At 63.3% G+C, this 24,779-nt stretch carries 21 protein-coding genes and 1 other RNA gene; 10 read left to right on the top strand and 12 right to left on the bottom strand.

Going from position 1 to position 24,779, the window contains the following annotated elements; all coding sequences use genetic code 11:
• Positions 1–50: 50 nt before the first annotated feature.
• Positions 51–1,226: a murein hydrolase activator EnvC family protein gene (locus ETC27_RS09545; RefSeq protein WP_240724868.1), complete on the top strand. Its 1,176-nt coding sequence runs from the start codon at positions 51–53 to the stop codon at positions 1,224–1,226.
• Between the two features lie 78 nt (positions 1,227–1,304).
• Positions 1,305–2,609 (top strand): S41 family peptidase, encoded by a 1,305-nt coding sequence (locus ETC27_RS09540; protein WP_136254764.1) that lies wholly within the window; start codon positions 1,305–1,307, stop codon positions 2,607–2,609.
• 284 nt (positions 2,610–2,893) lie between these two features.
• Here ETC27_RS09540 and ETC27_RS09535 read toward each other — a convergent pair whose 3' ends face one another.
• The 4 genes from ETC27_RS09535 to ETC27_RS09520 form a co-directional block, all read right to left on the bottom strand.
• The gene (locus ETC27_RS09535) at positions 2,894–4,141 is read right to left on the bottom strand and encodes a UbiH/UbiF/VisC/COQ6 family ubiquinone biosynthesis hydroxylase (RefSeq protein WP_136254763.1); all 1,248 of its coding nucleotides are present in this window, start codon (positions 4,139–4,141) and stop codon (positions 2,894–2,896) included.
• Positions 4,142–4,180: 39 nt separating this feature from the next.
• Positions 4,181–5,440: a 2-octaprenyl-6-methoxyphenyl hydroxylase gene (gene ubiH / locus ETC27_RS09530; RefSeq protein ID WP_136254762.1), complete on the bottom strand. Its 1,260-nt coding sequence runs from the start codon at positions 5,438–5,440 to the stop codon at positions 4,181–4,183.
• A 77-nt stretch (positions 5,441–5,517) separates the two neighbouring features.
• A complete protein-coding gene (gene pepP / locus ETC27_RS09525; RefSeq protein WP_136254761.1) occupies positions 5,518–6,855 on the bottom strand; it encodes a Xaa-Pro aminopeptidase in 1,338 nt (445 codons plus the stop codon).
• A gap of 20 nt (positions 6,856–6,875) precedes the next feature.
• A complete protein-coding gene (locus tag ETC27_RS09520) occupies positions 6,876–7,451 on the bottom strand; it encodes a UPF0149 family protein (RefSeq protein ID WP_136254760.1) in 576 nt (191 codons plus the stop codon).
• A gap of 141 nt (positions 7,452–7,592) precedes the next feature.
• Between ETC27_RS09520 and ETC27_RS09515 the strand changes: the two genes are divergently transcribed.
• The 3 genes from ETC27_RS09515 (at position 7,593) to ETC27_RS09505 (ending at position 8,847) form a co-directional block, all read left to right on the top strand.
• On the top strand, positions 7,593–7,892 hold the full coding sequence (locus ETC27_RS09515; protein ID WP_136254759.1) for a cell division protein ZapA: 300 nt from the start codon (positions 7,593–7,595) through the stop codon (positions 7,890–7,892).
• A gap of 45 nt (positions 7,893–7,937) precedes the next feature.
• A non-coding RNA gene (ssrS, locus tag ETC27_RS09510) (6S RNA) lies at positions 7,938–8,122 on the top strand.
• A 35-nt stretch (positions 8,123–8,157) separates the two neighbouring features.
• Positions 8,158–8,847 carry a 5-formyltetrahydrofolate cyclo-ligase gene (locus ETC27_RS09505; RefSeq protein ID WP_240724867.1) on the top strand — a complete coding sequence of 230 codons (690 nt, stop codon included), beginning with the start codon at positions 8,158–8,160 and terminating at the stop codon, positions 8,845–8,847.
• 541 nt (positions 8,848–9,388) lie between these two features.
• On the opposite strand, the gene ilvA is transcribed toward ETC27_RS09505, so the two are convergent.
• On the bottom strand, positions 9,389–10,903 hold the full coding sequence (gene ilvA / locus ETC27_RS09500) for a threonine ammonia-lyase, biosynthetic (RefSeq protein WP_136254758.1): 1,515 nt from the start codon (positions 10,901–10,903) through the stop codon (positions 9,389–9,391).
• A gap of 214 nt (positions 10,904–11,117) precedes the next feature.
• On the opposite strand from ilvA, the gene rpiA reads away from it, so the two are divergent.
• Positions 11,118–11,798: a ribose-5-phosphate isomerase RpiA gene (gene rpiA, locus ETC27_RS09495; RefSeq protein WP_136254757.1), complete on the top strand. Its 681-nt coding sequence runs from the start codon at positions 11,118–11,120 to the stop codon at positions 11,796–11,798.
• Positions 11,799–11,806: 8 nt separating this feature from the next.
• Here the strand turns inward: rpiA and waaA are convergent, their stop codons facing one another.
• The 3 genes from waaA to ETC27_RS09480 are packed head-to-tail and all read right to left on the bottom strand — an operon-like array spanning position 11,807 to position 15,616.
• The gene (gene waaA / locus ETC27_RS09490) at positions 11,807–13,126 is read right to left on the bottom strand and encodes a lipid IV(A) 3-deoxy-D-manno-octulosonic acid transferase (protein WP_136254756.1); all 1,320 of its coding nucleotides are present in this window, start codon (positions 13,124–13,126) and stop codon (positions 11,807–11,809) included.
• Positions 13,126–14,556, bottom strand: a complete 1,431-nt coding sequence (gene hldE, locus ETC27_RS09485) for a bifunctional D-glycero-beta-D-manno-heptose-7-phosphate kinase/D-glycero-beta-D-manno-heptose 1-phosphate adenylyltransferase HldE (RefSeq protein WP_136254755.1) — start codon at positions 14,554–14,556, stop codon at positions 13,126–13,128. Before hldE ends, waaA begins: the two co-directional genes overlap by 1 nt.
• On the bottom strand, positions 14,546–15,616 hold the full coding sequence (locus ETC27_RS09480; protein ID WP_136254754.1) for a glycosyltransferase family 9 protein: 1,071 nt from the start codon (positions 15,614–15,616) through the stop codon (positions 14,546–14,548). Before ETC27_RS09480 ends, hldE begins: the two co-directional genes overlap by 11 nt.
• A 130-nt stretch (positions 15,617–15,746) precedes the next feature.
• On the opposite strand from ETC27_RS09480, the gene ETC27_RS09475 reads away from it, so the two are divergent.
• Positions 15,747–16,394, top strand: a complete 648-nt coding sequence (locus ETC27_RS09475; RefSeq protein WP_306462163.1) for a 3-deoxy-D-manno-octulosonic acid kinase — start codon at positions 15,747–15,749, stop codon at positions 16,392–16,394.
• On the opposite strand, the gene ETC27_RS09470 is transcribed toward ETC27_RS09475, so the two are convergent.
• Both ETC27_RS09470 and ETC27_RS09465 read right to left on the bottom strand, forming a co-directional pair.
• Positions 16,370–17,350 carry a glycosyl transferase family 90 gene (locus ETC27_RS09470; RefSeq protein WP_136254752.1) on the bottom strand — a complete coding sequence of 327 codons (981 nt, stop codon included), beginning with the start codon at positions 17,348–17,350 and terminating at the stop codon, positions 16,370–16,372. The genes ETC27_RS09475 and ETC27_RS09470 overlap by 25 nt on opposite strands.
• 155 nt (positions 17,351–17,505) lie before the next feature.
• Positions 17,506–18,546 (bottom strand): glycosyltransferase family 4 protein, encoded by a 1,041-nt coding sequence (locus tag ETC27_RS09465; protein ID WP_240724866.1) that lies wholly within the window; start codon positions 18,544–18,546, stop codon positions 17,506–17,508.
• A gap of 281 nt (positions 18,547–18,827) precedes the next feature.
• On the opposite strand from ETC27_RS09465, the gene ETC27_RS09460 reads away from it, so the two are divergent.
• A complete protein-coding gene (locus ETC27_RS09460) occupies positions 18,828–19,592 on the top strand; it encodes a glycosyltransferase family 2 protein (protein WP_136254750.1) in 765 nt (254 codons plus the stop codon).
• On the opposite strand, the gene waaF is transcribed toward ETC27_RS09460, so the two are convergent.
• Positions 19,576–20,616, bottom strand: a complete 1,041-nt coding sequence (gene waaF, locus ETC27_RS09455; RefSeq protein ID WP_136254749.1) for a lipopolysaccharide heptosyltransferase II — start codon at positions 20,614–20,616, stop codon at positions 19,576–19,578. The two genes, ETC27_RS09460 and waaF, sit on opposite strands and share 17 nt — an antisense overlap.
• Positions 20,609–21,565: an ADP-glyceromanno-heptose 6-epimerase gene (rfaD, locus tag ETC27_RS09450; protein ID WP_136254748.1), complete on the bottom strand. Its 957-nt coding sequence runs from the start codon at positions 21,563–21,565 to the stop codon at positions 20,609–20,611. The genes waaF and rfaD overlap by 8 nt, the downstream gene beginning before the upstream one ends.
• A 117-nt stretch (positions 21,566–21,682) precedes the next feature.
• Between rfaD and glyQ the strand changes: the two genes are divergently transcribed.
• Together glyQ and glyS are read left to right on the top strand one after the other, a co-directional pair.
• The gene (gene glyQ / locus ETC27_RS09445) at positions 21,683–22,630 is read left to right on the top strand and encodes a glycine--tRNA ligase subunit alpha (RefSeq protein ID WP_136254747.1); all 948 of its coding nucleotides are present in this window, start codon (positions 21,683–21,685) and stop codon (positions 22,628–22,630) included.
• Positions 22,631–22,633: 3 nt separating this feature from the next.
• The gene (gene glyS, locus ETC27_RS09440) at positions 22,634–24,700 is read left to right on the top strand and encodes a glycine--tRNA ligase subunit beta (RefSeq protein ID WP_136254746.1); all 2,067 of its coding nucleotides are present in this window, start codon (positions 22,634–22,636) and stop codon (positions 24,698–24,700) included.
• The last annotated feature ends 79 nt before the right edge of the window (positions 24,701–24,779 follow it).

Genomic DNA, 24,779 nt, shown 5'->3' with positions numbered 1-24,779 from the left:
CTTCGTCAACCTTTCGGCGCCCCCCGTCCCCGACGGCGGGGCGTCGTCTTTTGCTCCGACTCAGCGACACGCTGTCGGCGATACCCCGCTGCGGGCGGTCGTTACTGTTGATCGCCGGCTTGGCTAGCGGCCTTTGCGCCCCCGCCATGGCCGCCCCAGATGAAGAGGCAGCCGAGGCACGGGTGGATGCGCTGGCTGAAGACATTCAGGCCCTGGAGCGTGAGCTTTCGGGGCACCGCGAGGCACGCGACGATGCGGCCGACGCACTTTCCGAAGTAGAGACGGCATTGGCCGAGACACACCGCCGGTTGGATGCCCTGCAGACCCAGCGGCGCTCGCTGAATGATGCCATCGCCGATCTCGAGGAACGCAAGCGCCTGCTGGAAGACGAACGCCGTGCCCTGGAGGCGGCTCTCGCCGAACAGCTCGACGCCCTCTACCGTCTCGGCGCCAGCCCCGAGCTCAAGTTGCTGCTCAACCAGGACGACCCGACACGGCTGGATCGCCTGCAGACCTATCTCAATCATCTGTCGCGCGCGCGCAAGGCCCGCCTGGACGAGCTCGCCCAGCTGAACGAGCGACTGGCCGACAACCGCCAAGCTCTCACCACCCAGATCGACCAACTGGCCCGGGTGCGTGAAGACGTCGAGGCACGCAGCCAGACGCTTGCCTCGAAGCGAGCCGAGCGCGAGGCCCTGCTCACCGAGCTCGATGCCGATATTCGTCGAGGCCGCTCGCGTCAGGCGCGCCTCGAGGAAGAGCGGGAGAATGCCGAGCAGGTGCTCGGCGAGGTGCGCGAGCGCCTCGCGGCGCTCAAGCAACCGCCGCCGACCACCGCCATCGACTCGACGCGCGGCGAATTGCCCTGGCCGACTCAGGGCCAGGTACTGTCACGCTTCGGTGCCGGCGAAGGGGTCGACCGCGACGGCCTGCTGATCAAGGCCGCCGCGGGCAGTCCAGTCAAGGCGGTGCATGCCGGACGGGTGGTATTCGCCGACTGGATGCGCGGTTTTGGCAACCTCCTGATCATCGATCATGGCGACGGCGTGATGACGCTGCACGCGCACCTGCAGCACTTCAAGGTTTCTGCGGGTGACGCTGTGAGTGCGGGCCAGACTATCGCCGTCGTCGGCGTCAGTGGTGGTCGTTCGACCCCGGCGCTCTATTTCGCGGTGCGCCGTCACGGCGAACCGATCGATCCTGAACAATGGATTGCCCGACGCTAGTCACTACCATCAATGGATTCCCGCCCCACTGTAACGCTATGCTGGGGCATCGCCCCCAGTTCCGCGACCGGAGACCGCATGCGCGTCAAGGCCCCCCTTATCTTCACGACCCGGATGCTTACGACCTGGTTGTGCACGGCCCTGCTGGCACTGCCGGCGGCCGCACAGTCGCCGACATCCGATGACGACCTGCCCGTCGCCGACGTCCAGACCTTTGCCGAGGTCTTCGAGCGCATCAAGCGCACCTACGTCGATGAGGTCGACGACAGCACCCTGTTGCATAACGCCATGCGTGGCATGCTCAGCGAACTGGACCCGCACTCGACCTACCTCGACCCCCAGGAATTCCAGAGCCTCAAGGAAAGCACCGAGGGCGAGTTCGGCGGCATCGGCATCGAGGTCGGCATGCGCGACGGCCAGCTGATGGTGATCGCCCCCATCGACGATACGCCCGCGGCCCGTGCCGGCCTTCAGTCTCAAGATGCCATCTTGCGCATCGATGACACCGCAACCGACGGCCTGTCGCTGCAGGAAGCGGTGGAGCTGATGCGTGGCGAGCCCGGCAGTGAGATTCGCATCACCATCCTGCGTCAAGACGAGAACATGCCCCGTGAGCTGACCCTTGAACGCCAGGTGATTCGCACCGAGAGCGTCAAGCACGAGTTCCTGGCGCCCGGTTATGGTTATCTGCGCATCAGCCAGTTCCAGAGTAGTACCGGCGAGCAGGTCAATGAGGCCCTCGATGACATGCAGCAAGAGGGCGACCTGAACGGCCTGGTGCTGGATCTGCGCAATAATCCCGGCGGCGTGCTGCAGGCGGCAGTAGATGTCGTCGATGCCTTCGTCAGTGAAGGCCTGATCGTCTATACCGAGGGGCGGCTCGCCGACAGCCAGATGAGCTTCTCGGCAAACGAGGAGACCGCTGCGCCCGACGTGCCGATGGTCGTGTTGATCAACGGTGGCAGCGCCTCGGCCTCGGAGATCGTCGCCGGCGCCCTGCAGGATCAACGCCGGGCGGTGATCATGGGCACCGAGAGCTTCGGCAAGGGCTCGGTGCAGCAGATCATGCCGCTGGGGAACGACGACGGCCTGAAGCTGACCACCGCACTCTATTTCACCCCCAACGGCCGCTCGATCCAGGCACAGGGCATCGCGCCGGACGTAGAGGTCGTGCGCGGACGACTCGAAGTCGCTGACAGTTCCGCCCGGCGTCTGCGTGAAGCCGACCTCTCCGGCCACCTCCAGGGCAGCGGCGCTGGCGGTGCCAGCGCCGATACCTCACAGAAAGTGCGCGACGACTATCAACTCGGCGAAGCGCTGAACCTGCTCAAGGCCCTCAAGGTCCTTGGCCCCCAGGCCGGACACCGCGCCGAAAGCAATTAACTAGCCGAAAGGATCTGGCTTGAAACAGAAAGGGCGCATCGATCCAAGATCGATGCGCCCTTTCTTATGCCATGCCACTTATGCCGTGCTGCTCAGACTAGACCGGCCGTGCCGAACCGGCCGTACCGAACTGGCCGTGCCGAACTGGCCGTGCCGAACTGGCCGTGCCTAACCTGTCGTACCTGACACGTCGTACCGAACTGGCCGTACCGACAACCTCACGCTGGCCTCTTTATGGGTGACTCCCGAGGCATGGGTGCATCTCCAGATGGGCGAGGGTCAGATTAACGGCAACTGACGGGCAGGCGGCCACGCTCGCCTATTGCCTGACGCATCATCAGGCGCTTGAGGGGCGTCAGCCTATCGAGGCCGGCGAGCCCCAGATTGCGGGCCAGGGTCAACGCCGGCGCCCGCGCCCCAAACAGCAACCGAAAACCATCCATCAACATCAGCATGCTGGCATTATCGCCGCGCCGACGCCTTGCATAGCGGGCGAGTATCCGCTCATCACCCATGGTCACGCCGCGTTCGCGGGCGGCCAGTAACTCTTCGGACAGCACCGCCACATCCATCAGCCCCAGGTTGACGCCCTGGCCGGCCAGCGGATGGATGCTGTGGGCCGCATCGCCGACCAGTGCCAAGCCCGGCTGCACATAGTCCCGGGCATGGCGCTGAGTCAGGGACACACTGACCGCGCGATCGATGGGCGTGACCGCCCCCAGGCGATGATCGATGGCTGACGCGAGCGCCTCGCCCAGCGCCTCGGGCGTGAGTCGAGTCAACCGAGCGGCTTCCTCGGGGCTGGTCGACCAGACGATTGAGCAGTGATCATCACGACCCTCGATGCGCAGCGGCAGAAAGGCCAGAGGGCCAGTGGACAGAAAGGCCTGACGCGCCACGCCGCCATGATCGCGAGCCAGCCGCACGGTGGTGACCACAGCAACATGGCCGGTCTCCGTGGCGGCCGTCCCGATACCCGCCATTTCGCGCAAGGGCGAGCGGGCGCCATCCGCGGCAACGATCAGCGGCGCGCTGAGGCGCCGACCGTCTTCGAGGCAAAGCACACGGTTGTCAGCCCCGTGCGGCGCTTGTTCGAGAGCGACGACCCGTGCCCCGGCTTCGCGGCGCACATTGGGTAGCACGCTAAGGCGCTCCTCCAACGCGGCCTGGGTGACATCATTCTCGACGATATGGCCAAGCACCGGCACGCCGGCCTGGTCGGCGCTGAAACGAATCTCACCACTGCCTTCTGCATCCCACACCTGCATGCCGGTGTAGGGTGACAGGCGACGCCTTGCCATTACCGACCAGACCCCGAGGCCTTCCAGCAAGCGCTGAGAGACCGGCGTCAGGGCACTGACGCGGAGTCCCGGTCGTCCGCGGCCGGCGGACTCATCGGGCAGGCTTTCCGGCCGCGCATCCAGAAGCCGGACCGCGACGCCGGCCTGCCCCAGCAACAATGCCAGCGTCGCACCCACCATGCCGGCACCAACGATGATCGCCTCGTCCGGCCTACCTTGCTGTTCGCGCATTTCGTTCTCCCGTGTCGTAACGTCGCCGCTGGTTAACGCTCAGCGCTCGCGGCCCATGGCGCGTCGCCCCAAGGCTCGGCGCAGCGGCCCAATCAGGTTGAGGCCGACGAGCCCTGCTGACCGGGCATGAGAAAGCAGCGGATGATCGATACCGAACAGTCGGATCAGGCCATCACTGAAGCGGATGACGCTTTGGCGATCGGCGGCACGCTGCGCCTCGAAGGCCTGCAGGGTGACCATGTCGCCCGGGGTGCGACCGGCGTCCAGCCCTTTCTCGAGGGCCGCCACCAGATCAACGACGCCACGTAACGCCAGGTTGAAGCCCTGACCGGCGACCGGATGCAGCGCATGAGCGGCATTGCCGAGCACCGCGAGCCCGGGGCGTACCTGCTCGGTGGCGGTGACCAGCGACAGCGGATAGGCGTGGCGCTGGCCCACCCGGCGAAAGTGGCCGGCCCGATCGCCGAAGGCCTGCTGCAAACGCGCCAGGAACGCGCTGTCACTCGCCGCCATGGCAGTCGCTTCACTTCCACCTTGATGGGTCCACACCAGCTCCATGCGCTGTCCAGGCAGCGGTAGCAGTGCCATGGGCCCTTCGGGTGTGAAGCGCTCGAAGGCCACGCCACCATGCGGACGACTGACCTCGAGGTTGGCGATGACAGCCACCTGATCATAGGCCTCGTGACGGCTGTCGATGCCGAGCCGCTCCTTGAGCCCGGAACGCCCGCCATCGGCCAGCACCGTCAGGTCGGCCTCAAGCGCACTGCCATCGTCCAGCACCAATCGATGACCTCCGGCCTGCGGGGTGATCGAGGCCACCCGCGCCGGGCAATGCCAGTCGATCGTGAGCCCAGCCAATCGCCGGTGCAGCACTTGGCCCATCCAGGCATTGGGCAGCACAAAGCCCAGCGCCTCAACGTCGAACTCCTCGGCACTGAGCCGGGTCGCACCCAGCCGTCCTCGCTCACTGACATGGATTCGCCGGATTGGCTCGGCCTCCTCGGCCATCTCTGCCCAAAGCCCCAGGGTTTCCAGGCGATCACGGGAGCCCTGTGCGATAGCGCTTGCCCGGGCATCGAAGCTCGGCTGGTAGCTCGCCTCATCGAGAGCAGGCAGAGGGTTGGCCTCGATCACCGCCACCCTGAGCCCTGATCGTTCGATCAGCGGTGCCAGGGCACAGGCCAGGCTGGCCCCCACCAAGCCGCCACCGACGATGGCGATATCGACCCGCTGACCGCCCCTATCCTGCGAACCTTGGGTCTGCGAACCGTGGGCGTCTGGGTTCACGCGCTCTTGCATACGCATCCGCTCAACGTAAAGAAAATCCCGCCATTACGTAATTTACGTAAGGCACTATTGGCAGTCGCCTGAACTGCTCATTCTTTGGCCATCACGGCTTCAATTTCCGACGCTCGCTTGGGGACACCCGCCGTCAGCACCTCGTGCCCGTCGCTCGTCACCGCGACATCATCCTCGATACGAATACCAATGCCGCGGAAAGCCTTCGGAATGTCATCGTCATCTGGAATATAGAGGCCGGGCTCCACTGTCAGCACCATGCCGGGGGCCAGGGGGCGCGGCTCGCCGTTGCGGCGATAGCTGCCCACGTCGTGCACATCCAGTCCCAGCCAGTGCGAGGTGGAATGCAGGTAGAAGCGCTTGTAGCGCTCCTCGCTGATCACCGCCTCGAGCTCGCCCTCGACCAGGCGGAGCTCCACGAGGCCCCGAGACAGATCACGCACCACGCCCTGGTGGATGGCCGCCAGGGTAGCCCCGGGAGTCACCGCCTCGATGGCACGCTCCTGCGCCGCCAGCACGATGTCGTATAGCTGGCGTTGGGGACTGGAGAAGCGGCCATTGACCGGGAAGGTGCGGGTGATGTCGCCGGCATAGAGGTCGAACTCGGCACCGGCATCAATCAGCACCAGCTCGCCGTCCTTGAGCGCATCGCGATTCTCGATGTAGTGCAGCACGCAGGCGTTGGCGCCGCCACCCACGATGCTGTCATAGGCCGTGCCATTGGCCCCCTGCCAGCGGAACTCATGTTCGAGTTCGGCCTGGAGGTGGTACTCGTTGAGCCCCGGGCGAGCCGTGCGCATCGCACGCACATGGGCGCGTGACGATATCTCGCCGGCATGACGCAGCAGGGCGAGTTCCGCCTGGCTCTTGATAAGCCGCTGTTCGTGCAGCAGCGGCGCCAGGTCGGCCAGTGCCTGGGGGGCGACGGCACCGCGCCGAGCACGCCCCTTGAGTTCGCTGCGTACCTGGTCGGCAAGCGCGAGGCTCTCGGTGTCATCCAGCAGCAGATACAACGTCTCGCGACCATCGATCAGCTCGGCGAGCCGCTCAACGCGTGCCGGATTCTCAAAGGCCTCGTCGATGGCGAAGTGCTCGAGGGCGCCTTCGGTGCCGAGTCGAATGCCGGTCCAGGCTTCAATGGCCGGGTTGCGCTCCTGGCAGAACAACACGATCTCGCCGGCCTCGCGGCCAGGCAGTAACAGCAGCAGGGCATCAGGCTCGGGAAAACCGGTCAGGTAATGGAAGTCACTACGCTGGCGAAAAGGGTAATCGCTGTCGTTACTGCGAGTCACAAGGCTGGCCGCTGGCAGCAGCACGGCGCTGCCTTCGGGCAGGGCCGCCATCAGGGCCTGGCAGCGCCGGCGATACTCATCCCGGCCGATGGCGGCCGGGCGGGAAAGCAGTTCGGGTGACATCTCGCCTCCTGAGAGGGGGTTCAATGAGTGGGGGCGTCAGCCTCTTCGACCTGCGGCTGGCCGGGATGTTGCTCGGTATAGAGCAGCATGGCCGCCATGCGCGCATGCTCGGTGAGCGCGAAGAGGTCGTTCTCGTTCTCGCTGCTGTCGTCCAGGTCGACCTCGATGCTCGCCAGGGTCTGCAGGTCATCCAGCGCCTCGCGCAGATTGGCTGTCCAGGCATTGCGGGTCTCGCTATCGACGGTCTGGACCAGTTCCAGGAAGCCCAGGGTCCAGTCCTTGAGACCCTGAGCACGCTCGGCCAGGGAGAAGAGATCATCGGGCAACAGCGGTTCGTAGTTGAGATCGGCGGCCGCCAGGGCGTCGAGGGCCTGGCGACGCCAGCCAAGCAGCACCTCGGCGCTTTCCGGGTCCCGCGGCTGCTCGATGCCGAAGGTGGCGCACAGCTCATCCAGCCAGGCTTCGGCGCTCAGGTCGTTGAGCGCCAGGGCACCGGCGAGGCGCCCGTCCTGGAAGGCCGGTGACTGCATGCTGCCGTGAATCAGGAAGACGTCGGCGACGGTGGAGAAGTCGAGGCGATCGTTGATAAGGGACATGAAGAACTCTTGAATCGGGCCGACACGACGGACGGCGAACGTGGCTTGCGTTGACCGCTCGCGAGCGGCTCTCTTATAGTGAATCAACACCTTTCATAGTAACGCATCGGGCCCGTCGCTGGCCCGATCTGGAGCCCACCGATGACCGATGACGCCCGGCGCACTGCCGATATCACCCTTTTGGGCCGCAGCTACGTCATCGCCTGCCCGCCAGAGGAGCAGGACCAGCTCGACCGCGCCGCCCGCTACCTGGATCGTGCCATGCACGGCATCCACTCTCAGTCCAAGGTGCTCGGCACCGAGAAAACCGCCATCATGGCGGCACTGAACATTACCCATGAGCTCCTGCAGGTGCTCGACGAGCGCAAGGAAGGAGAGGAAAGCCTCAACCGCCTCAACGAGCGGCTCGAGCGGGTGCTGGATGACGGCAAGGACAACTGAGCAATCTGCACTTTGGCGCCTAGCCCTGCTCTGGTAGGATGAAGGCGTTCCCTGGAATGTACGCCAGTCGTTACAGTCCCTCGAGCCTATGCGCATTACCCAGGGGGCCAATTGCTAGACAGACCCGTGTGCATGTCCGCGCGACGGAAAGCCTGACGGTCTGTCTGCGGCCACCCACCTTGAACCAATGGGTTCAAGGGCCAGAACGACAGCGGCATTCTGGGGAACCTCAATCATCTGCCGCCCGCCGTGAGCTCGTAAAATCATGCCTCATGCGTCCCTGTCTGATATGACACCCCCTAGCGACGCACTGCAAAGCGATGGGGATCCAGGCACGTCATCTCCGACGGCCGCCGACATCCCGAAGCAACGCCGTGAACTGAGACGCTCCCTGCGCCGCCGCCGCCGCGCGCTGACACCCAGACAGCAACGTCAGGCCGCCAAGGACCTGTGTCTTCGCCTGCGCGGTCTTCCGGAACTCCGTCGCGCCCGACATGTCGCGCTCTATCTGCCCAACGATGGCGAGATAGATCCACGACCGCTGATCGCCTGGCTCGAGCGCCGCGGAGCAAAGGTCTACCTTCCCGTGCTGGCCCCTCTGACCCTCAACCGGCTCTGGTTTGTGCGTTATCACTCAGGCACACCGATGATCACCAATCGCTTCGGTATCGCCGAGCCCGATACGCGCCACGGCGCCCATCGTGCTCGTCGCCTGCCCGCCTGGGCACTTGAGGTGGTGCTGATGCCGCTGGTTGGCTTCGATGATCAAGGCCAGCGGCTGGGCATGGGCGGCGGCTTCTATGACCGCAGCTTCGCCTTCACGCGCCGGGGCGGTCCACGCCCACGACTGATCGGCCTGGCCCATGACTGCCAGCGTGTGACAACGCTGCCGGTGGAGAGCTGGGACGTGCCGCTGGATGCCATCGTAAGCGATGCCCGCGTGTTGAGGCCCTGATGGCAGCCTTAATGGTCCCAGCACCTTGATTGAGGGCGCTCAAGGTCTTGTATAGCTGAAACCTGCATGGCCGCGACGTAAACAATGCAGCACAAAAAAGACCGGCCGCTGCCTGTGATGGGCAGCGGCCGGTCTTTTTGACTTGAGCTGGTGAGGCTAACTGAGCACGTAAGGCCCTATGGGCAGCCTGTCGGCTCGGGGGCTTTGGCGACTGCAACGCCTCTTGAAGGCATCTATTGCATCGCGGCAGGGCCCTCTGCGGAATCAGCTACCGACCAGGGCCTGAGCGTAACCGGTAGCAACCACTCCCAGGCCGAATACCAGTACCAGCGCCATGACCAAATCGGGCTTGCGTCTCATTAACCACTCCGTGATGTCGTAACAATAGATGAAAGTGTCGCCTGACTAACGACGTTTCAGACTATAAGGCTAAGTCTAAAGAATGACCATCGCCTCAATAGTCTAAGCACATGATAAAACGCCTGCTACCTCTACGGCTAGCCGTTAGTCAATACTTACCTACCGTTACGATGAGATCGCATCAGGCCATAAAGAGTCGATAGGCCGGATTATCGGTTTCTTTCCAGTAGCGATAGCCAATCGCATCGAAGTACTCCTCGACGTGGGAGCGATCATCGCTTGGCAACTGCATGCCGACCAGCACTCGGCCATAGGCGGCACCGTGGTTGCGATAATGGAACAAGGAGATGTTCCAGTCGGCCGGCAGGTGGGTCAGGAAGTTCATCAGCGCCCCCGGGCGCTCCGGGAACTCGAAGCGATAGACTTCCTCCTCGAACTGCTCCTTGGGACGACCGCCGCCCAGGTGGCGAATATGCAGCTTGGCCATCTCGTCGTCAGTGAGGTCCACCACCGGATAACCTTCTTCACGCAACTTGGTAATAACGGCCTGGCGGTCGTCACCGCCCGGTTTGACCTGCACGCCGACGAAGATATGTGCACAGTCAGGATCGGCATAGCGGTAATTGAACTCGCTGACCATGCGCTTGCCGATAACCTTGCAGAAGCGCTTGAAGCTACCCGGGCGCTCAGGGATGGTCACGGCCAAGATGGCCTCGCGCTGTTCCCCTAGCTCGGTGCGCTCAGCGATATGCTGCAGACGATCGAAGTTGGTATTGGCTCCGGAGTTGATGCACAGGAGCGTCTCACCCTCGGCGCCGTCGCGCTGGATGTACTTCTTGAGGCCGGCCAGCGACAGGGCGCCGGAGGTCTCGGCCACCGCCCGCGTGTCCTCGAAGATATCCTTGACCGCGGCACACATCTCGTCGGCGTTGACGGTGATGATCTCATCGATCAGGTCCTTGGCGACGGCGAAGGGCACCTCGCCGGCCTGCGCCACCGCGACGCCCTCGGCGAAGACGCCGACCTGATCCAGCACCACCCGCTCGCCGGCCTCCATGGCCGCCTTGAAGCTGGCGCTATCCTCGGATTCGACCCCGATCACCTTGATCTCGGGCCGCAGGTACTTGATGTAGGCGGCCACGCCGGCGATCAGGCCACCGCCCCCCACCGGCACGAAGACGGCGTCCAGACGTCCCCCGTGCTGGCGCAGGATCTCCACGCCGATGGTGCCCTGGCCGGCCACCACGTCGATATCATCGAAGGGAGGGATATAGGTGTAGCCGTGCTCGGCGATCAATTCCTGGACATGGGCGGCGGCGGCGGCAAAGGCGTCGCCCTTGAGGATCACCTTGGCGCCCCGGGCGCGCACCGCCTGTACCTTGATCTCCGGCGTGATGCGCGGCATCACGATCACCGCCTTGACACCCATCAGCTTGGCGGCGAGCGCCAGCCCCTGGGCGTGATTACCGGCCGAGGCGGCGATCACACCCTTGCTCTTCTGCTCGTCGGTCAGCTGCGCCATCTTGTTGTAGGCGCCGCGAATCTTGAAGGAGTAGACGGGCTGCAAGTCTTCGCGCTTGATCAGAATCTGGTTATTAAGGCGCTTGGAAAGGATGGTCGCCGGTGAGATCGGCGTTTCCCGTGCGGCATCGTAAACACGGGCGGTGAGTATTTTCTTGACGGTTTCTTCGAGCATCCTGATATCCCAAGGGCGTCGTCATGACTGAGCGTCATGCGATAATCGCGTGCGTGGCAAAACCTCTATTGGTAGCAGACCCGCTGCCGTGGCGTCCAGCGCCTTCGACACCTGATCGGCCAGGCAAGGAGGCATCAACACCGCCGCCGAACTGGCCTATAATCGCGACGCTTCTTCCGCCACTCCCAAGTCCGACAATCTCAAGCGAGCTCTCATGACCCAAGACGAACTGAAGGAGGCGGTGGCCGCCGCCGCCATCGAGGAAATTCGCCCGCTGCTCGGCCGCGACGTCATCATCGGCATCGGCACAGGCTCCACCGCCGATCGTTTCATCGATCGTCTGGCCGCCCTGCGCGATGACTTCAAGGCCGCCGTAGCGAGCTCTGAAGCCACCGCTGAGCGTCTCAGGTCCCACGGTATCGACGTGGTCGAGATGAACGTCGCCGGCAGCGTGCCGGTGTATGTGGACGGCGCCGACGAGATCAACGGTCGCCTCGAGATGATCAAGGGCGGCGGCGCGGCCCTGACCCGAGAGAAGATCGTCGCCGCCTGCGCCGAGCGCTTCGTGTGCATCGCCGATGCATCGAAAAGGGTCGAGGTGCTGGGTGACTTCCCGCTGCCGGTCGAGGTCATTCCCATGGCGCGTTCCTACGTGGCTCGGGAACTCGTCAAGCTCGGCGCCACGCCGGTCTATCGCGAAGGCGTGGTGACCGACAACGGCAACCAGATCCTCGACTGCTATGAGTTCACGATCGAGGACCCGGTTGCCATGGAGGCCCGCCTCAATGCCATCGTCGGCGTGGTCACTAACGGCCTGTTCGCCGCTCGCGGCGCCGATGTGCTGTTGCTCGGTGGTCCACAGGGCGTGGAGCGCATCGAGAAAGACCCAGAGTGAGTAAATGCTCACTTCGCTTCTAGCATTGCGCTCAGGCCTTTCAGGGTGAGCGACAGCGCACCCCGATTGGCCGCTACCACTTGGCGGCCTGCCTCGCCGAGGCGGGCCCTGTCCGCGGGAGCGTCAAATAGCGCAGCCAGCGTCGCTGCCAGCCCTTCGGCATCGTCCACCTCGGCAAGCGCCGAGGCCTCGCGCAGAGTCGCGGCAACATCGCTGAAATTCTCAAGCGATGACCCGGTCACGACCGGCACGCCCTGCACGGCGGGTTCAAGCAGGTTGTGTCCGCCGATCGGCACCAGGCTACCGCCGACGAAGGCGATATCCGCCGCCCCGTAGAGCGTGGCAAGCTCGCCCATGGTGTCAGCCAGGTAGATCTGCGTATCCGGCCCTGGACGCTCGTCCCTCGATCGCCGCGCCATGAGCATGCCCTGGGTCTCGCAGAGCGAGGCCACTTCGTCGAAGCGCTGCGGATGACGAGGCACGAGGATCAGCAGCGCCTGCGGATGCGTTTCGAGCAGGCGCCGATGTGCGGCGAGCAACGGCTCATCCTCACCGGGGTGCGTCGAGCCGCCGACCCAGACCGGTCGCTCGCCGAGCCAGGCGCGTAAGCGCTCACTTCTTTTAAGATCCTCGTCAGAAGCGTACATATCGAACTTGAGGGACCCCACCACACTGATACACGCCCGGGCCATGCCGAGCGCCCGGTAGCGCTCGGCGTCCTCGTCAGACTTGGCGGCCAGCCAGTCGACGTTGGCGAGCGCCGCCGCCATCAGCGGGCGAATCTTCATATAGCGTGCGTAGGCGCGAGGTGACAGGCGACCGTTGACCACGGCAACCGGCACGCCACGACGGCGACAGGCCGCCAGCAGGTTGGGCCATAGCTCGGTCTCGAAGAAGATCGCCTGCATCGGCGCAAGGCGAGCAACGAAGCGCCGCGCCGCACCGGGAAAGTCCAGCGGCACGAAGTGATGACTCACTTCGGCGCCAACCCCTTTAGCGTTGAGCTTATCGGCCAGTGCTTGCACCTGCACGGCACCGGTGGCGGTCATGGTGGTCACGACCAGGCGGTGTGCCGGGCGGCTTGTCGCCAGTGCCTCGATCAGCGGCCGGGCGCCCAGTACCTCGCCGACAGACGCGCAGTGCAGCCAGGTCACGGGACGCTTGATGTGGTCGTCGGCCGATGCGGCCGGAGACGAGTGAGGGATCAGCCCGAGGCGTTCACGCCTGGGGTGAGCAAGCGCCTGCTCACGCCACACCCTTCGCCATATAAGCGGTGCGAGGCCATAGAGTACCGCCGAGTAGGCGAGTCGTGGCCAGCGGGCAGGCATCAGCGCTCCCGGTCGAGGATGGTCGAGATCATCGCCGTGGTAGAGACACCGTCCTCGAAGTCGAGCACCCGCACTTCACCACCGTTGGCGATCACTGCCTCGCCGCCGGCGATATCGGCGGGCAGGTAGTCACCGCCCTTGACTAGCACGTCGGGCAGCACGGTCTCGATCAGCGACGCCGGGGTGTCATCGCCGAAGGGCACCACCCAGTCTACAGCGCCGAGCCCGGCGAGCACCTGCATGCGTCGCTTGAGAAGGTTGATCGGCCGCGTGGGGCCCTTGAGGCGGGCGATGGAGGCATCGTCGTTGACCGCCACGATCAGTCGGTCACCGAGACGGCGGGCCTGCTCCAGGTAGGCCACGTGGCCGGCGTGCAGGATGTCGAAGCAGCCGTTGGTCATCACCACCTTCTCGCCGCGGGCCTGGGCGGCGCGCACCGCCTCGGCCAGCGGCGCCGCCTCGATGAGGCCGAACTCGGCAAGCTTGTCGCCGTGCAGGGCGGTGTAGAGTTCAGCGATCGAGAGGGTCGCAGTGCCCGGCTTGGCCACCACCAGGCCGGCCGCCAGGTTGGCAAGCGTCATGGCCTCAGGGAAGCCATGACCCGCGGCCAGCGCCAGCCCCAATACACCGATCACGGTATCGCCGGCGCCAGTCACGTCATAGACCTCACGCGCCCGAGTCGGCAGGTGAAGAGGGGCATGATCGCCGCGGATCAGGGTCATGCCCTTCTCGCTGCGGGTGATCAGCAGGGCCTCCAGGTCGAGCTCGACCCGCAATGCTTCGCCCTTGGCAGCCAGCTCCTCATCGCTGCGGCAGGGGCCGACCACGGCCTCGAACTCGGTCAGGTTGGGCGTAACCACGCTGGCCCCGCGGTAACGGCGAAAGTCGCTGCCCTTGGGATCGACCAGCACCCGCTTACCCGCCTCCTTCACCAGCCGGATCAGTGATTCGACCCGATTCAGGGTGCCCTTGCCGTAATCGGAGAGGATCACCAGATCGGCATCGCCAAGCTGTGCCGCCACCTTGGCTTCAAGATCCCGGGTATCGACCTCGTCCAGCGGCTCTTCGAAGTCCAGCCGAATCAGCTGCTGGTTACGACTCATGACCCTGAGCTTGGCGATCGTTGGAATATCAGCGCTACGCTGAAAGTGAGTGCTTACTCCGGAGTCTTCAAGCCGGTGGGTTAGCAGATCGGCATTGTCATCGTCGCCGACCAGTCCCGCCAGAGCGGCACGAGCACCTAGCGAAGAGATATTGAGGGCCACGTTGGCGGCGCCGCCGGGGCGATCCTCACCACCGTTGACCTTGACCACCGGCACTGGCGCCTCTGGAGATATCCGCGATGTTCCGCCGTGCCAGTAGCGATCGAGCATCACATCGCCCACCACCAGCAGGCGGGCCTGTTCAAGAGCGGTCAGGTCAAGCTTCATCACGGGGCTCCATCAGTAGGGCATCGAGGTGAGCGATCACATCGTCGGCGTGGATCAGCGACATGGCATCGGGATGGCGCACACGCGTCCCCCAGACGATTTCGTCGGGCGACTTGTGCAAGTAGGTGCGTACGGCCTCGGGGTAGCGATTGACGACGTGCTCCCGCCAGCGATAGGGAGCGGCGCGCTGCGGGTTGGTAGTGGCATAGAGCCCTACGGTCGGCGTATTCAGGGCATTGGCCATATGCACCGGGCCGGAGTCGGGGGCAACAACGGCTCGTGCACCGTCAATCAGCGCCATAAGCCCCTTCAGGGAGGTGCCGCCAATGGCATCGACCACCGCCCCTTCAGAGCACAGCGCCTTGATGCGTGCGCCCATCTCGCGCTCCTGGGTACTACCGCCGCCACTCATCACCGTCACCAGGCCATGATTCCACAGGTGTTCGATCACCGCGGCATAGCCCTCGGCGGACCAGTTGCGGAAGTTACGCAAGCGCGGATTGGCACAGGGACTGATCAGCACATAGTCCCGCTCACCGCTCACCTCGCGTGCCTCGCGCCGGGCATCGTCGGGAATCGCCAGGCCCCACTCAGGCGTCAGGTCCTCGACGCCCAGTTCACGGGCGAAGTCCATGAAGGATTCAAGCACATGCGCACGTGGATGCGGCGCCAGCTGATGCTGGGTGAACCAGTGCTGCCAGTCCTTGGATCGGGCCTTGTCGTAACCGATGCGTACCCCGGCGCGAAGCCCTAGCGACAGCACGCTGGCACGCAGCGACTGCTGCATGTGCAACAGCGCATCGAAACGCGTGTCCTTGAGCGCACGCCAGATCTCACGCATGCCGGCGAGACCGGTCGACTTGTCATAGACCACGAACTCGACCCCGGACAGGCCCGACAGTAGACTGTGCTCGGCCTTGCCGACGATCCAGGTAATACGCACGCCCGGCCACTGACGCTGCAGGGCACGCACGGTCGGCACCAGGTTACAGACATCGCCCAGGGCCGAGAGCCTAAGCACGCACAGGTGCGTGGGGTGAACGGGCAGAGGATGCTTCATGCAGTTGGCAACGTTCCAGAAAGAAAATACCTGCATTCTATATGATGCAGGACGCTTTTGTGACGGGGGAAGCTCACGACAAGCCGCCGGCCTTGCCATCCAAGGCGCGTCCGATACCACAGGCGAAGCAATGCCATTGCCCCTGGAGCCGCGCTGGTTCTGTCCGGACTACTGGCGAGAGCAGGACGCCGTAACCGGCGAGGCTCCAGGCCGAGGCGCAAGTCTCTTTCTCAAGGCACCCGACCGGGCAAATGAGCAGTGGGTGCTGCGCCCTTACCGGCGCGGGGGGCTGATCGCCCAGCTGAATGACGCGAGCTACCTGTGGACCGGACGTGAACGCACCCGCGCCTTTCGCGAGTTGCGCCTGACCGCTGCCTTATACACGCAAGGCCTGCCGGTGCCACGCCCGGTGGCCGCTGGTGTCTGGCAACGCGGCCTGGTCTATCGGGCCGCATTGATCACCGTGCGCCTGGCCGGCGCCCGCGCCCTGGCCGACTGCCTGGCGGATGCCGACGAGGCGCTACTCGAGCGCGTCGGCGCCACCATTCGCCGCTTCCATCATGCCGGCCTCGACCATGTGGACCTCAACGCCCGCAACCTGCTCGTCGCTCCGGATGGCGCGGTCTTCCTGATCGATCTGGACCGCTGTCGCCTGCGTCATACGGGCCGCTGGCAAGCGGACAATCTGAGCCGCCTGGAGCGCTCGCTCGAGAAGTTCGACGCCAAAGCGTCGCTGCCCGCTATTCTCGACGGCTACCACGCCAAGACCGATGACTGACCCGAACGGGCAAAGTACTTGTCCATTACCAAAAGGCTGACCAAACGCTCACGCCTTTCATTCTTGAACTGCGCTACATAGGCGTTGGCGTTGGCGATGATGCGCCTGGCCTCGTCGGGATGATCCCGATAGTAGGCGACTTTCTCCTCGATATCCCCGTAATCGTCGGCGAGCTGGACATAATGATAGTCGGGGATCAATCGGCCCTCCATGAACCAGGTCTCGAAGCGCGGTGCCGTCATGAAACACAAGGAATTCGAGGCCATGATCCACTTCAGGTTACTGGCCACGTCCTTGCCTTCGATGCTCAGTACGAACTTGTACTGGAGCTGCTCCTCGATGTTCATGAAGGGCCGATGATAGGGCTTGCCCTGCGCACTGCGACGCACATCTCCTACATCGCACAGCGGGTGATCATGGAAGTGCTCGACGAACCTCTGACGATGCGCTTGATGACAGGCGCCCCGCCACACCAGCCTGTCCTTCTTGGCGACAAAGGGCGTGCGGTCAGGGAAGACATAGTAGTGGCGAACGGCATTGAGCTTAAGTAGTACTGAGTGCCGGTTATCGCCGCCCAGCGGCCGACTTTTAAGAAAGGTGGGCCGCTCTGGCACCTCGCGGATATCGCCGAAAAGATAATGAAAACGCAGATGCCCCGGAAAGAACCGTAGATAACGCCACATATCGAGATAGTAGGCCCAGCTCTTTTCCCGGGTAAAATCGGCAATAGTCGTCGCCTCTTGCCCAAGTTCGACGCAAGAATCGCACTGGTTGTAGTAGTCGACCCGTGCCTGGATCTCCTCTCGTTCCGACGCATCGAGTGAGTCGAATTCGGCCAATATCGCTGCCAAACGACGCTGATTAGCGGCCAAGGGCACCGCCAGGCCCGCCGCGTGCCAGCCATAGAAACGGAACTTGTGAGCGTTCTTGTGCAACTGCGCCAGTAGCGTCTTCATACAGGCCACCGCATGGCTATTATCATTCGTTGGTGAGCGCTTCCCAACATCCTTATGGGCGCCAGGGGGACATTTTCTGATAGTGCAGTGCCAACATCGCCACTATTGCTGTCTGGCTAAAACATCAATCACTGCATTATGACTACCTATGCCAACTAACACTGGATTAGGCTCTTATAAAGTATCCAGTAGGCGTCGGCCATGGCCTCTGGCGTATAATGCGCGAGCTGGGCACTCGCCCCTGCTGCCAAGGTCTTTGCAAGTTCGGCATCATCATGTAAGCGGGCGATGGCGTCGGTAAGGGCCTCGGCATCTCCTGGCGGCACCAGCAATCCCGTCTTTTCATCACGGACGATATCAGGAATCCCCCCGACCCTTGAGGCCACAATCGGCACACCGGCATCCATTACGTCCAGCAGCACCGAACCGAGCCCTTCGTTGCGTGAAGGAAAGGCAAAGAGATCGAGTCCCGGCAGGTAATCGCCTATGTTGTCCTTGAATCCCATGAAGGTAACGTTGCTACGTCCCGCCGCTTCTGCCTCCAGTGCCTCTGAATCTTCTCCTTGGCCAAAGAACAGCACCTGCACATCGGGCTTGATCTGTTCAAGGTGACGTGCCGCCTCAAGCAGCACCCGCTGCCCCTTGTGGCGGTCGACCAGCGCGCCGACATGCCCGATCAGGTACTTGCCGGGAAAGTCGGCACGCAGTGCCTTGGCCTGTTCGGGGTCTGCCTTGAGCCCTGACAGGGCGCTTGGAATCAACGCCACCTCCCCCCACTCACGCGCCTCGAGTTGATGCTGAATCAATGACGAGATGGCGACTCGCTTAACAGCGCCCCGATAGAAGAAGCGGTTGCTGATCCTGTCCTTGACCGGGGCATCGACCCGGCGAGTCAACAGGTAAGGCACGCCATGCCATAAGCGGTGCAATCCCGCCCAATGCACCGCCTTGGCATCATGGGCATGAACGATATCGGCCCGCAGGCGGCCTGCTACCCCATGTCCCGCTAGCTGATGATCGGCATCGATGAAACCCAACTCGGGCACCCTCGCCAGGCGCGAACGCAGCGGTGAATCTCGCCGACACACCAGCCATTGCTCGGCATTATCGTATGATGACAGGGCGCGAATCAGCAGTTCGGTCTGACGCTCACCGCCACGATAGCCCTTGGCCAGATTGACATGGATGATCTTCAACAATGACTCCCACTTGAAACTGGCTCTGTTAGCGCATGCCGATAGCGGACTCGCTGTGCATGAGTCGACGGTAGGTGGCCGTGAACAGTCCATGAAAAAGCCTCTTCCAGACCCGCAAGGGCCTCAGGTATCTGATCATGGTCTGCCATGGGCACCCAAGGGTAATATACGCGTTTGCCCGACTGGACTTAAGGTGAAGAAGCTTTCCCTTGCCGTGCATTGCTCAAGGATTGATACAGCGCCACCATGCTCAAAGTACCCGCTCAATAAGAGATCACACCATGACGCCGATTACCGGAGTGGTCATCACTCTCAATGAAGAACGACAGATTGCCGACTGTATCCGCTCGCTGCTTCGGGTCTGTGACGAGGTTATCGTGGTGGACTCCCTGAGTCAGGACGATACCGTCAGAATCGCCGAGGCTGAAGGTGCCCGGGTCATCGAACAGGCCTACCTGGGAGACGGGCCACAAAAGGCCTTCGGCGTTCCCTATGCACGCCATGACTGGATCCTGGCCCTGGACGCGGATGAGCGTCTGGACGACGATGCGGTCGCCAAAATTCAGTCACTTACCCTCGATGATCCGTCTACGGCCTATGGCTTTCGGCGCAAGAATTACGTCGGCCATCACTGGATCCGAGCGGCAGGCTTCTATCCCGATGCGGTGGCGCGCCTTTATAACCGCACCCAGGCCGGCTATGAGCCGAAGAAAGGCCATGCCGCCGTCAAGGCCCCCAAGGTCAAGCAGACCGGCGCCCACCTGCACCACTTCACCTATCATGACCTCAAGCACTGGATCGAGCGCATCAATCAGCTCTCATCTCGCGATGCCTGGGCCATGAAGGACCGTGGTGTTCCCGCCTCGAGCTGGGCGCCCGCACTGCATGCCCTGACAGCCACCCTGCGCAAGCTGATCCTCAAGGGCGGCATCTTTCAGGGCAGCGATGGCATGACGGTGGCGATGACCACCGCTTTCAGGGCCTACATGAAATACGCCAAGCTCAACGAACTCTACGAGAACGAGCGGGTCAACCGGCAGGCGTAAGCACTTGCGGCGATTCAGGCAGAATGGCTGCCAGCATTCGCTCGGGTGTGATGTGCTTGAGGCAATTGGTGTGGCCAAGCGGACAATCCCTTGCAAAACACGGCGAACAGGACAGCGCCAGGTAGTGAATCCGGGTATTCTCGGTCAGCGGCGGCGTGTACTCAGGCGACGAAGAACCGTAGATGGCATGCACCCGTGTGCCTACCGCGGCAGCCACGTGCATCAACCCGGAATCGTTGGTCACCACCTGTTCACAGTCGGCGAGCAGGTCCACGGCATCGGCCAGCCGCGTGCGCCCGCACAGGTTATGAGCGTGAGAGAGGCCCGCGCAGATCACCTCACCGTCAGATGCATCCTTGCCCCCCCCCAGGACCCGTACTTCATAGCCCGCGGCCACAAGCTGAGTCGCCAGCGCATGAAAATGCGCGAGTGGCCACTGCTTGGCAGGACCATATTCGGCACCCGGCATCATGCCGATGGCCGGACGTGACGATAGCTGATGCGTGAGCCTGAGTTCGACCAGGTTATCTGGGTCTACCGCCAGACGGGGACGCGGAATAGCGAACGTACCACTGGCCGCCTCATCCTCGGGCAACCCCAAGGAGACGAAACGCTTGACGGTCTGATCGAGTACCGTCTTGTCCAGGCGTCGCCGCTCATTGAGCAGCCATAGCCGCTGCTCGCCGGTAAAGCCCCGACGTTTGGGGATACGCGCCAGAAAAGGCACCATCGCTGACTTCCAGGAACGCGGCAGCACGATGGCGCGATCAAAGCGCCCCTTGAGCTGACGCGCTAGCTCGCGGCGAGCGGCGAGGCCGAACTCGCCGTGCCCCACCTCGAGAGCCAGCGTCTCGTCGACCTCCGCCATGCGCTCGAGAATCGGCAGTGACCAGCCGGGAGCGATCACACCCAGTGTGCAGCCAGGGTGGCGCGCCTTGAGCGTCATCAACAAGCTCTGGGCCATCACCATGTCACCGACCCAGGATGGCCCTACCACCAGAATCCGCTCGCCGGCGTTAGCCATTCAGCCACTCCAGATACTCGCGCACGCCCTCAGCGACGGTCTTGAACTCGGCCGTGTAGCCAGCCTCGCGCAACCGCGTGATATCCGCACGGGTATAGCTCTGGTAACGGCCCTTGAGTTCGTCCGGGAAATCGATGAAGTCGATTTGGCCCTTGCCGTAGTAGTCGATCGCGGTATCGGCGATCGCCTTGAACGGCTCCGCCCGGCCGGTGCCCAGGTTGAAGATACCCGAGCGCTCCGGGTGGTCGAGGAACCACAGGTTGACGTCCACCACATCGCCGACATAGACGAAGTCGCGGCTCTGCATGCCGGCCTCATAGCCGTCCCAGGCGCCGAACAGCTTGGGATTCTGGCCGGCTTGGACCTGGGTATGGTGATGATAGGCCACGCTCGCCATCTTGCCCTTGTGCTGCTCCCGAGGACCATAGACGTTGAAGTAGCGAAATCCGACCACCTGGCTGGTGAAGGTGTCCCAGCGTGCACGCACATACTGATCGAACAGGAGCTTGGAGTAGCCGTAAACGTTGAGCGGCTTCTCATGCTCGGGGGCCTCGAAGAACACCTCGCTACCACCGTAGGTCGCCGCCGAGGAGGCATACAGGAAGGGAATGCCTTTGGCCTGGCAGAAGTGGAGCAGCACCTTCGAGTACTCGAAGTTGTTCTCCATCATGAAGCGACCATCCCACTCGGTGGTATCGGAGCAGGCACCCTCGTGGAAGATCGCCTCGATCTCCGGCAGGCCCGCATCGTCGCCACGCATTGAGGCCTCGACGCGCATCAGGAAATCATCCTTGTCGAGATAGTCTCCCAGCGTGCAGTCAGCCAGGTTGAGGAACTTGGTACCGTCGGAAAGATCATCCACCACGAGTATGTCTTCCCGGCCACGTGCATTCAGCGCCTTGACCAAATTGGCCCCGATAAAGCCGGCACCGCCTGTGACTACGATCATCGTCAAACCCTCTTATATCCGAGCACCCGGCTCAATCCGTCCGTGCGCCTATATCCGATTAACCTCTGATTGTATACTTGGCAGTTCTTGAATTCATGGGCCAACGGTGCTTCACCAATGACACAGTCGACGCCAGACGTGAAAACCTTCCAGGGCCTGATCCTCGCCCTGCAGCAATATTGGGCCGAACAGGGCTGCGCCATCATGCAGCCGCTGGATATGGAAGTCGGTGCCGGCACGTTCCACCCGGCCACCTTCCTGCGCTCCATCGGCCCGGAAACCTGGAACGCTGCCTATGTGCAGCCCTCCCGCCGGCCAACCGACGGTCGCTATGGCGAGAATCCTAACCGCCTGCAGCACTATTACCAATTCCAGGTGGTGATGAAGCCCTCGCCCGCTGACTTCCAGGCACTTTACCTGGGCTCCCTGGAGCGTCTCGGCCTCGACCCGCTGGTCCACGATATCCGCTTCGTCGAAGACAACTGGGAGTCGCCGACCCTGGGCGCCTGGGGCCTTGGCTGGGAGATGTGGCTCAACGGCATGGAGGTGACCCAGTTCACCTATTTCCAGCAGGCCGGTGGTATCGAATGCTACCCGGTCACCGGCGAGCTGACCTACGGCCTCGAGCGCATCGCCATGTACCTGCAGGACGTCGATAGTGTCTACGACCTGATCTGGACCATCGCCCCGGATGGCTCCCAGGTCACTTACGGCGACGTCTACCTGCAGAACGAGCGCGAGCAGTCGGCCTACAACTTCGAACATGCCGACGTGCCGGTCCTGTTCGATGCCTTCGACTACCATGAGCGCGAGTGCAGCAAGCTGCTGGAGGCGGGCTTGCCACTACCGGCCTATGAAATGGTCCTCAAGGCTTCCCACACCTTCAACCTGCTCGACGCCCGCCACGCCATCTCGGTCACCGAACGCCAACGCTTCATTCTGCGTGTCCGTACCATGGCCCGCGACGTGGCTCATGCCTATTACGAGTCACGCAAGGCCGCCGGCTTCCCGATGGCCTCGGACGCCCTGAAACGCGAACTGCTAGCCGAACAAGGAGACGCCTGAGCCATGGCCACCGATACCTTTCTGATCGAACTTGGCGTTGAGGAACTTCCCCCGAGCGCCATCGACAGCCTCTCGGACGCCCTGGCCAAGAGCCTGCGCCAGGGTCTCACCGAGGCCGAGGTGCCCTTCGCCGCGGTAGAGGCCTATGGCAGCCCCCGACGGCTCGCGGTTCGCATCGAGGCGCTGGCCGACAAGCAGCCGGACCGCGAAGTTGAGCGCCGCGGCCCAGCGCTTGCTGCCGCATTCAAGGACGGCGTGGCCACCAAGGCCGCCGAAGGCTTCGCCCGCTCCTGCGGTGTCAGCGTCGAGGACCTGATCCACCTCGAAACCCCCAAGGGCACCTGGCTGGGCTTTCGTGAGCAACAGCAGGGCGAGGTCGTCACTGCCCTGCTGCCGGATATCGTCGCCAAGGCCATCGATGGCCTGCCAGTCCCCAAGAACATGCGCTGGGGAAGCTCACGCATCGAGTTCTCGCGTCCGGTCCATTGGCTGGTAATGCTCTACGGCAGTGAGGTCGTCGAGGCGACCGTATTGGGACTCGACGCTGGTCGCACGACCTATGGACATCGTTTCCATGCGCCCCAGGCGATTGACCTTGGCCACCCCGATGACTACCTGGGCGCTCTTGAAGAAGCCTACGTACTCGCCGACCGCGAGCGGCGTCGCGAGCGTATCCGCGAACAGGTGCTGGCCGAGGCAGAGTGTCAGGATGGCGAAGCCGTCATCGACGAAGCGCTGCTGATCGAAGTCAGTGGCCTCGTCGAATGGCCGGTCGCCTTGACCGGCAGCTTCGACGAACGCTTCCTCGAGGTGCCGCCGGAGTGCCTGATCTCCTCGATGAAGGCTAACCAGAAGTACTTCCACCTGCTCGATGACAATGGCCATCTCAAGCCGCTGTTCATCACCATCGCCAACATCGAAAGCCTGGATCCGCAGCAGGTGATCGCTGGCAACGAGAAGGTCATTCGCCCACGCCTCGCCGATGCGGCCTTCTTCTACGACATCGATCGCAAGACGCCGCTTGCCGCTCGCCGCGAGGGCCTCGGAAGTGTGGTTTTCCAGCAACAGCTAGGCACCCTGGCCGACAAGGCCGCTCGCAGCGTGCCGGTCGCCCGCTATATTGCCGAGCATATCGGTGGCGATACCGAGCATGCCCAGCGTGCTACAGAGCTTGCTAAATGCGATCTGGTCACCGAGATGGTGCTGGAGTTCCCCGAGCTACAGGGCATCATGGGTTGTTACTATGCCCGCCAGGACGGCGAGGCCGAGGAAGTCGCCCAGGCGCTCTATGAGCAGTACCTGCCGCGCTTCGCCAGTGACGTCATCCCCCAGACGCGCGCAGGCCAGGCGCTAGCCCTCGCGGACCGTCTCGACACCCTGACCGGCATCTTCGGTATCGGTGCACGCCCCACCGGGGCCAAGGACCCCTTCGCTCTGCGCCGTGCCGCCATCGGTGTGTTGAACATCCTGATCAAGGGTGAGCTGGACCTGGACCTGCGCGAACTGCTCGAGCGGGCCGCGGCCCAGCATTCCGGCCTGCCCAAATCCGATGGTTTGGTCGATGATGTCTTCGCGTACATGCTCGACCGTTTCCGCGCCTGGACCCAAGACGAAGGCATCGCCGTCGAGGTCTACCTCGCCGTGCGCTCGCGTCCGGTGTCCAAGCCGCTGGACTTCGCCCGTCGTGTACAGGCCGTGCATGCCTTCAGCCAACGCGAGGAAGCCGCCGCCTTGGCTGCGGCCAACAAGCGGGTCGCCAACATTCTGGCGAAGCAGGGGCATGACGGCTCGACGCATATCGACACCCCCCTGCTGGCGGAGCCCGCTGAGCATGCCCTGGCAGAAGCGCTGGAGGCACGTCGCGTCGCTGTGACACCGCTGCTGACCGATGCCCGCTATGCTGAGGCACTAGATGCCCTTTCCAGCCTACGTGAGCCTGTAGACCGCTTCTTCGATGAAGTCATGGTAATGGCCGATGACGATGCTGTCCGTCGCAATCGTCTGGCGCTACTCGCTAACCTTCAGGGGCTATTCCTGGGCGTGGCCGATATCGCCGAACTGCAGCAGTAAAGACGCAGCGTTCCACGTGAAACAAAAAGGCCCGGCATTACTGCCGGGCCTTTTTTATATTCCGCCATCTATCTTCCTT

Origin of the sequence: Onishia niordana (assembly GCF_004798965.1) — a bacterium.
In the GTDB taxonomy this organism is placed as follows: domain Bacteria; phylum Pseudomonadota; class Gammaproteobacteria; order Pseudomonadales; family Halomonadaceae; genus Onishia; species Onishia niordana.
This window is presented reverse-complemented; position numbering and strand designations above follow the sequence as displayed.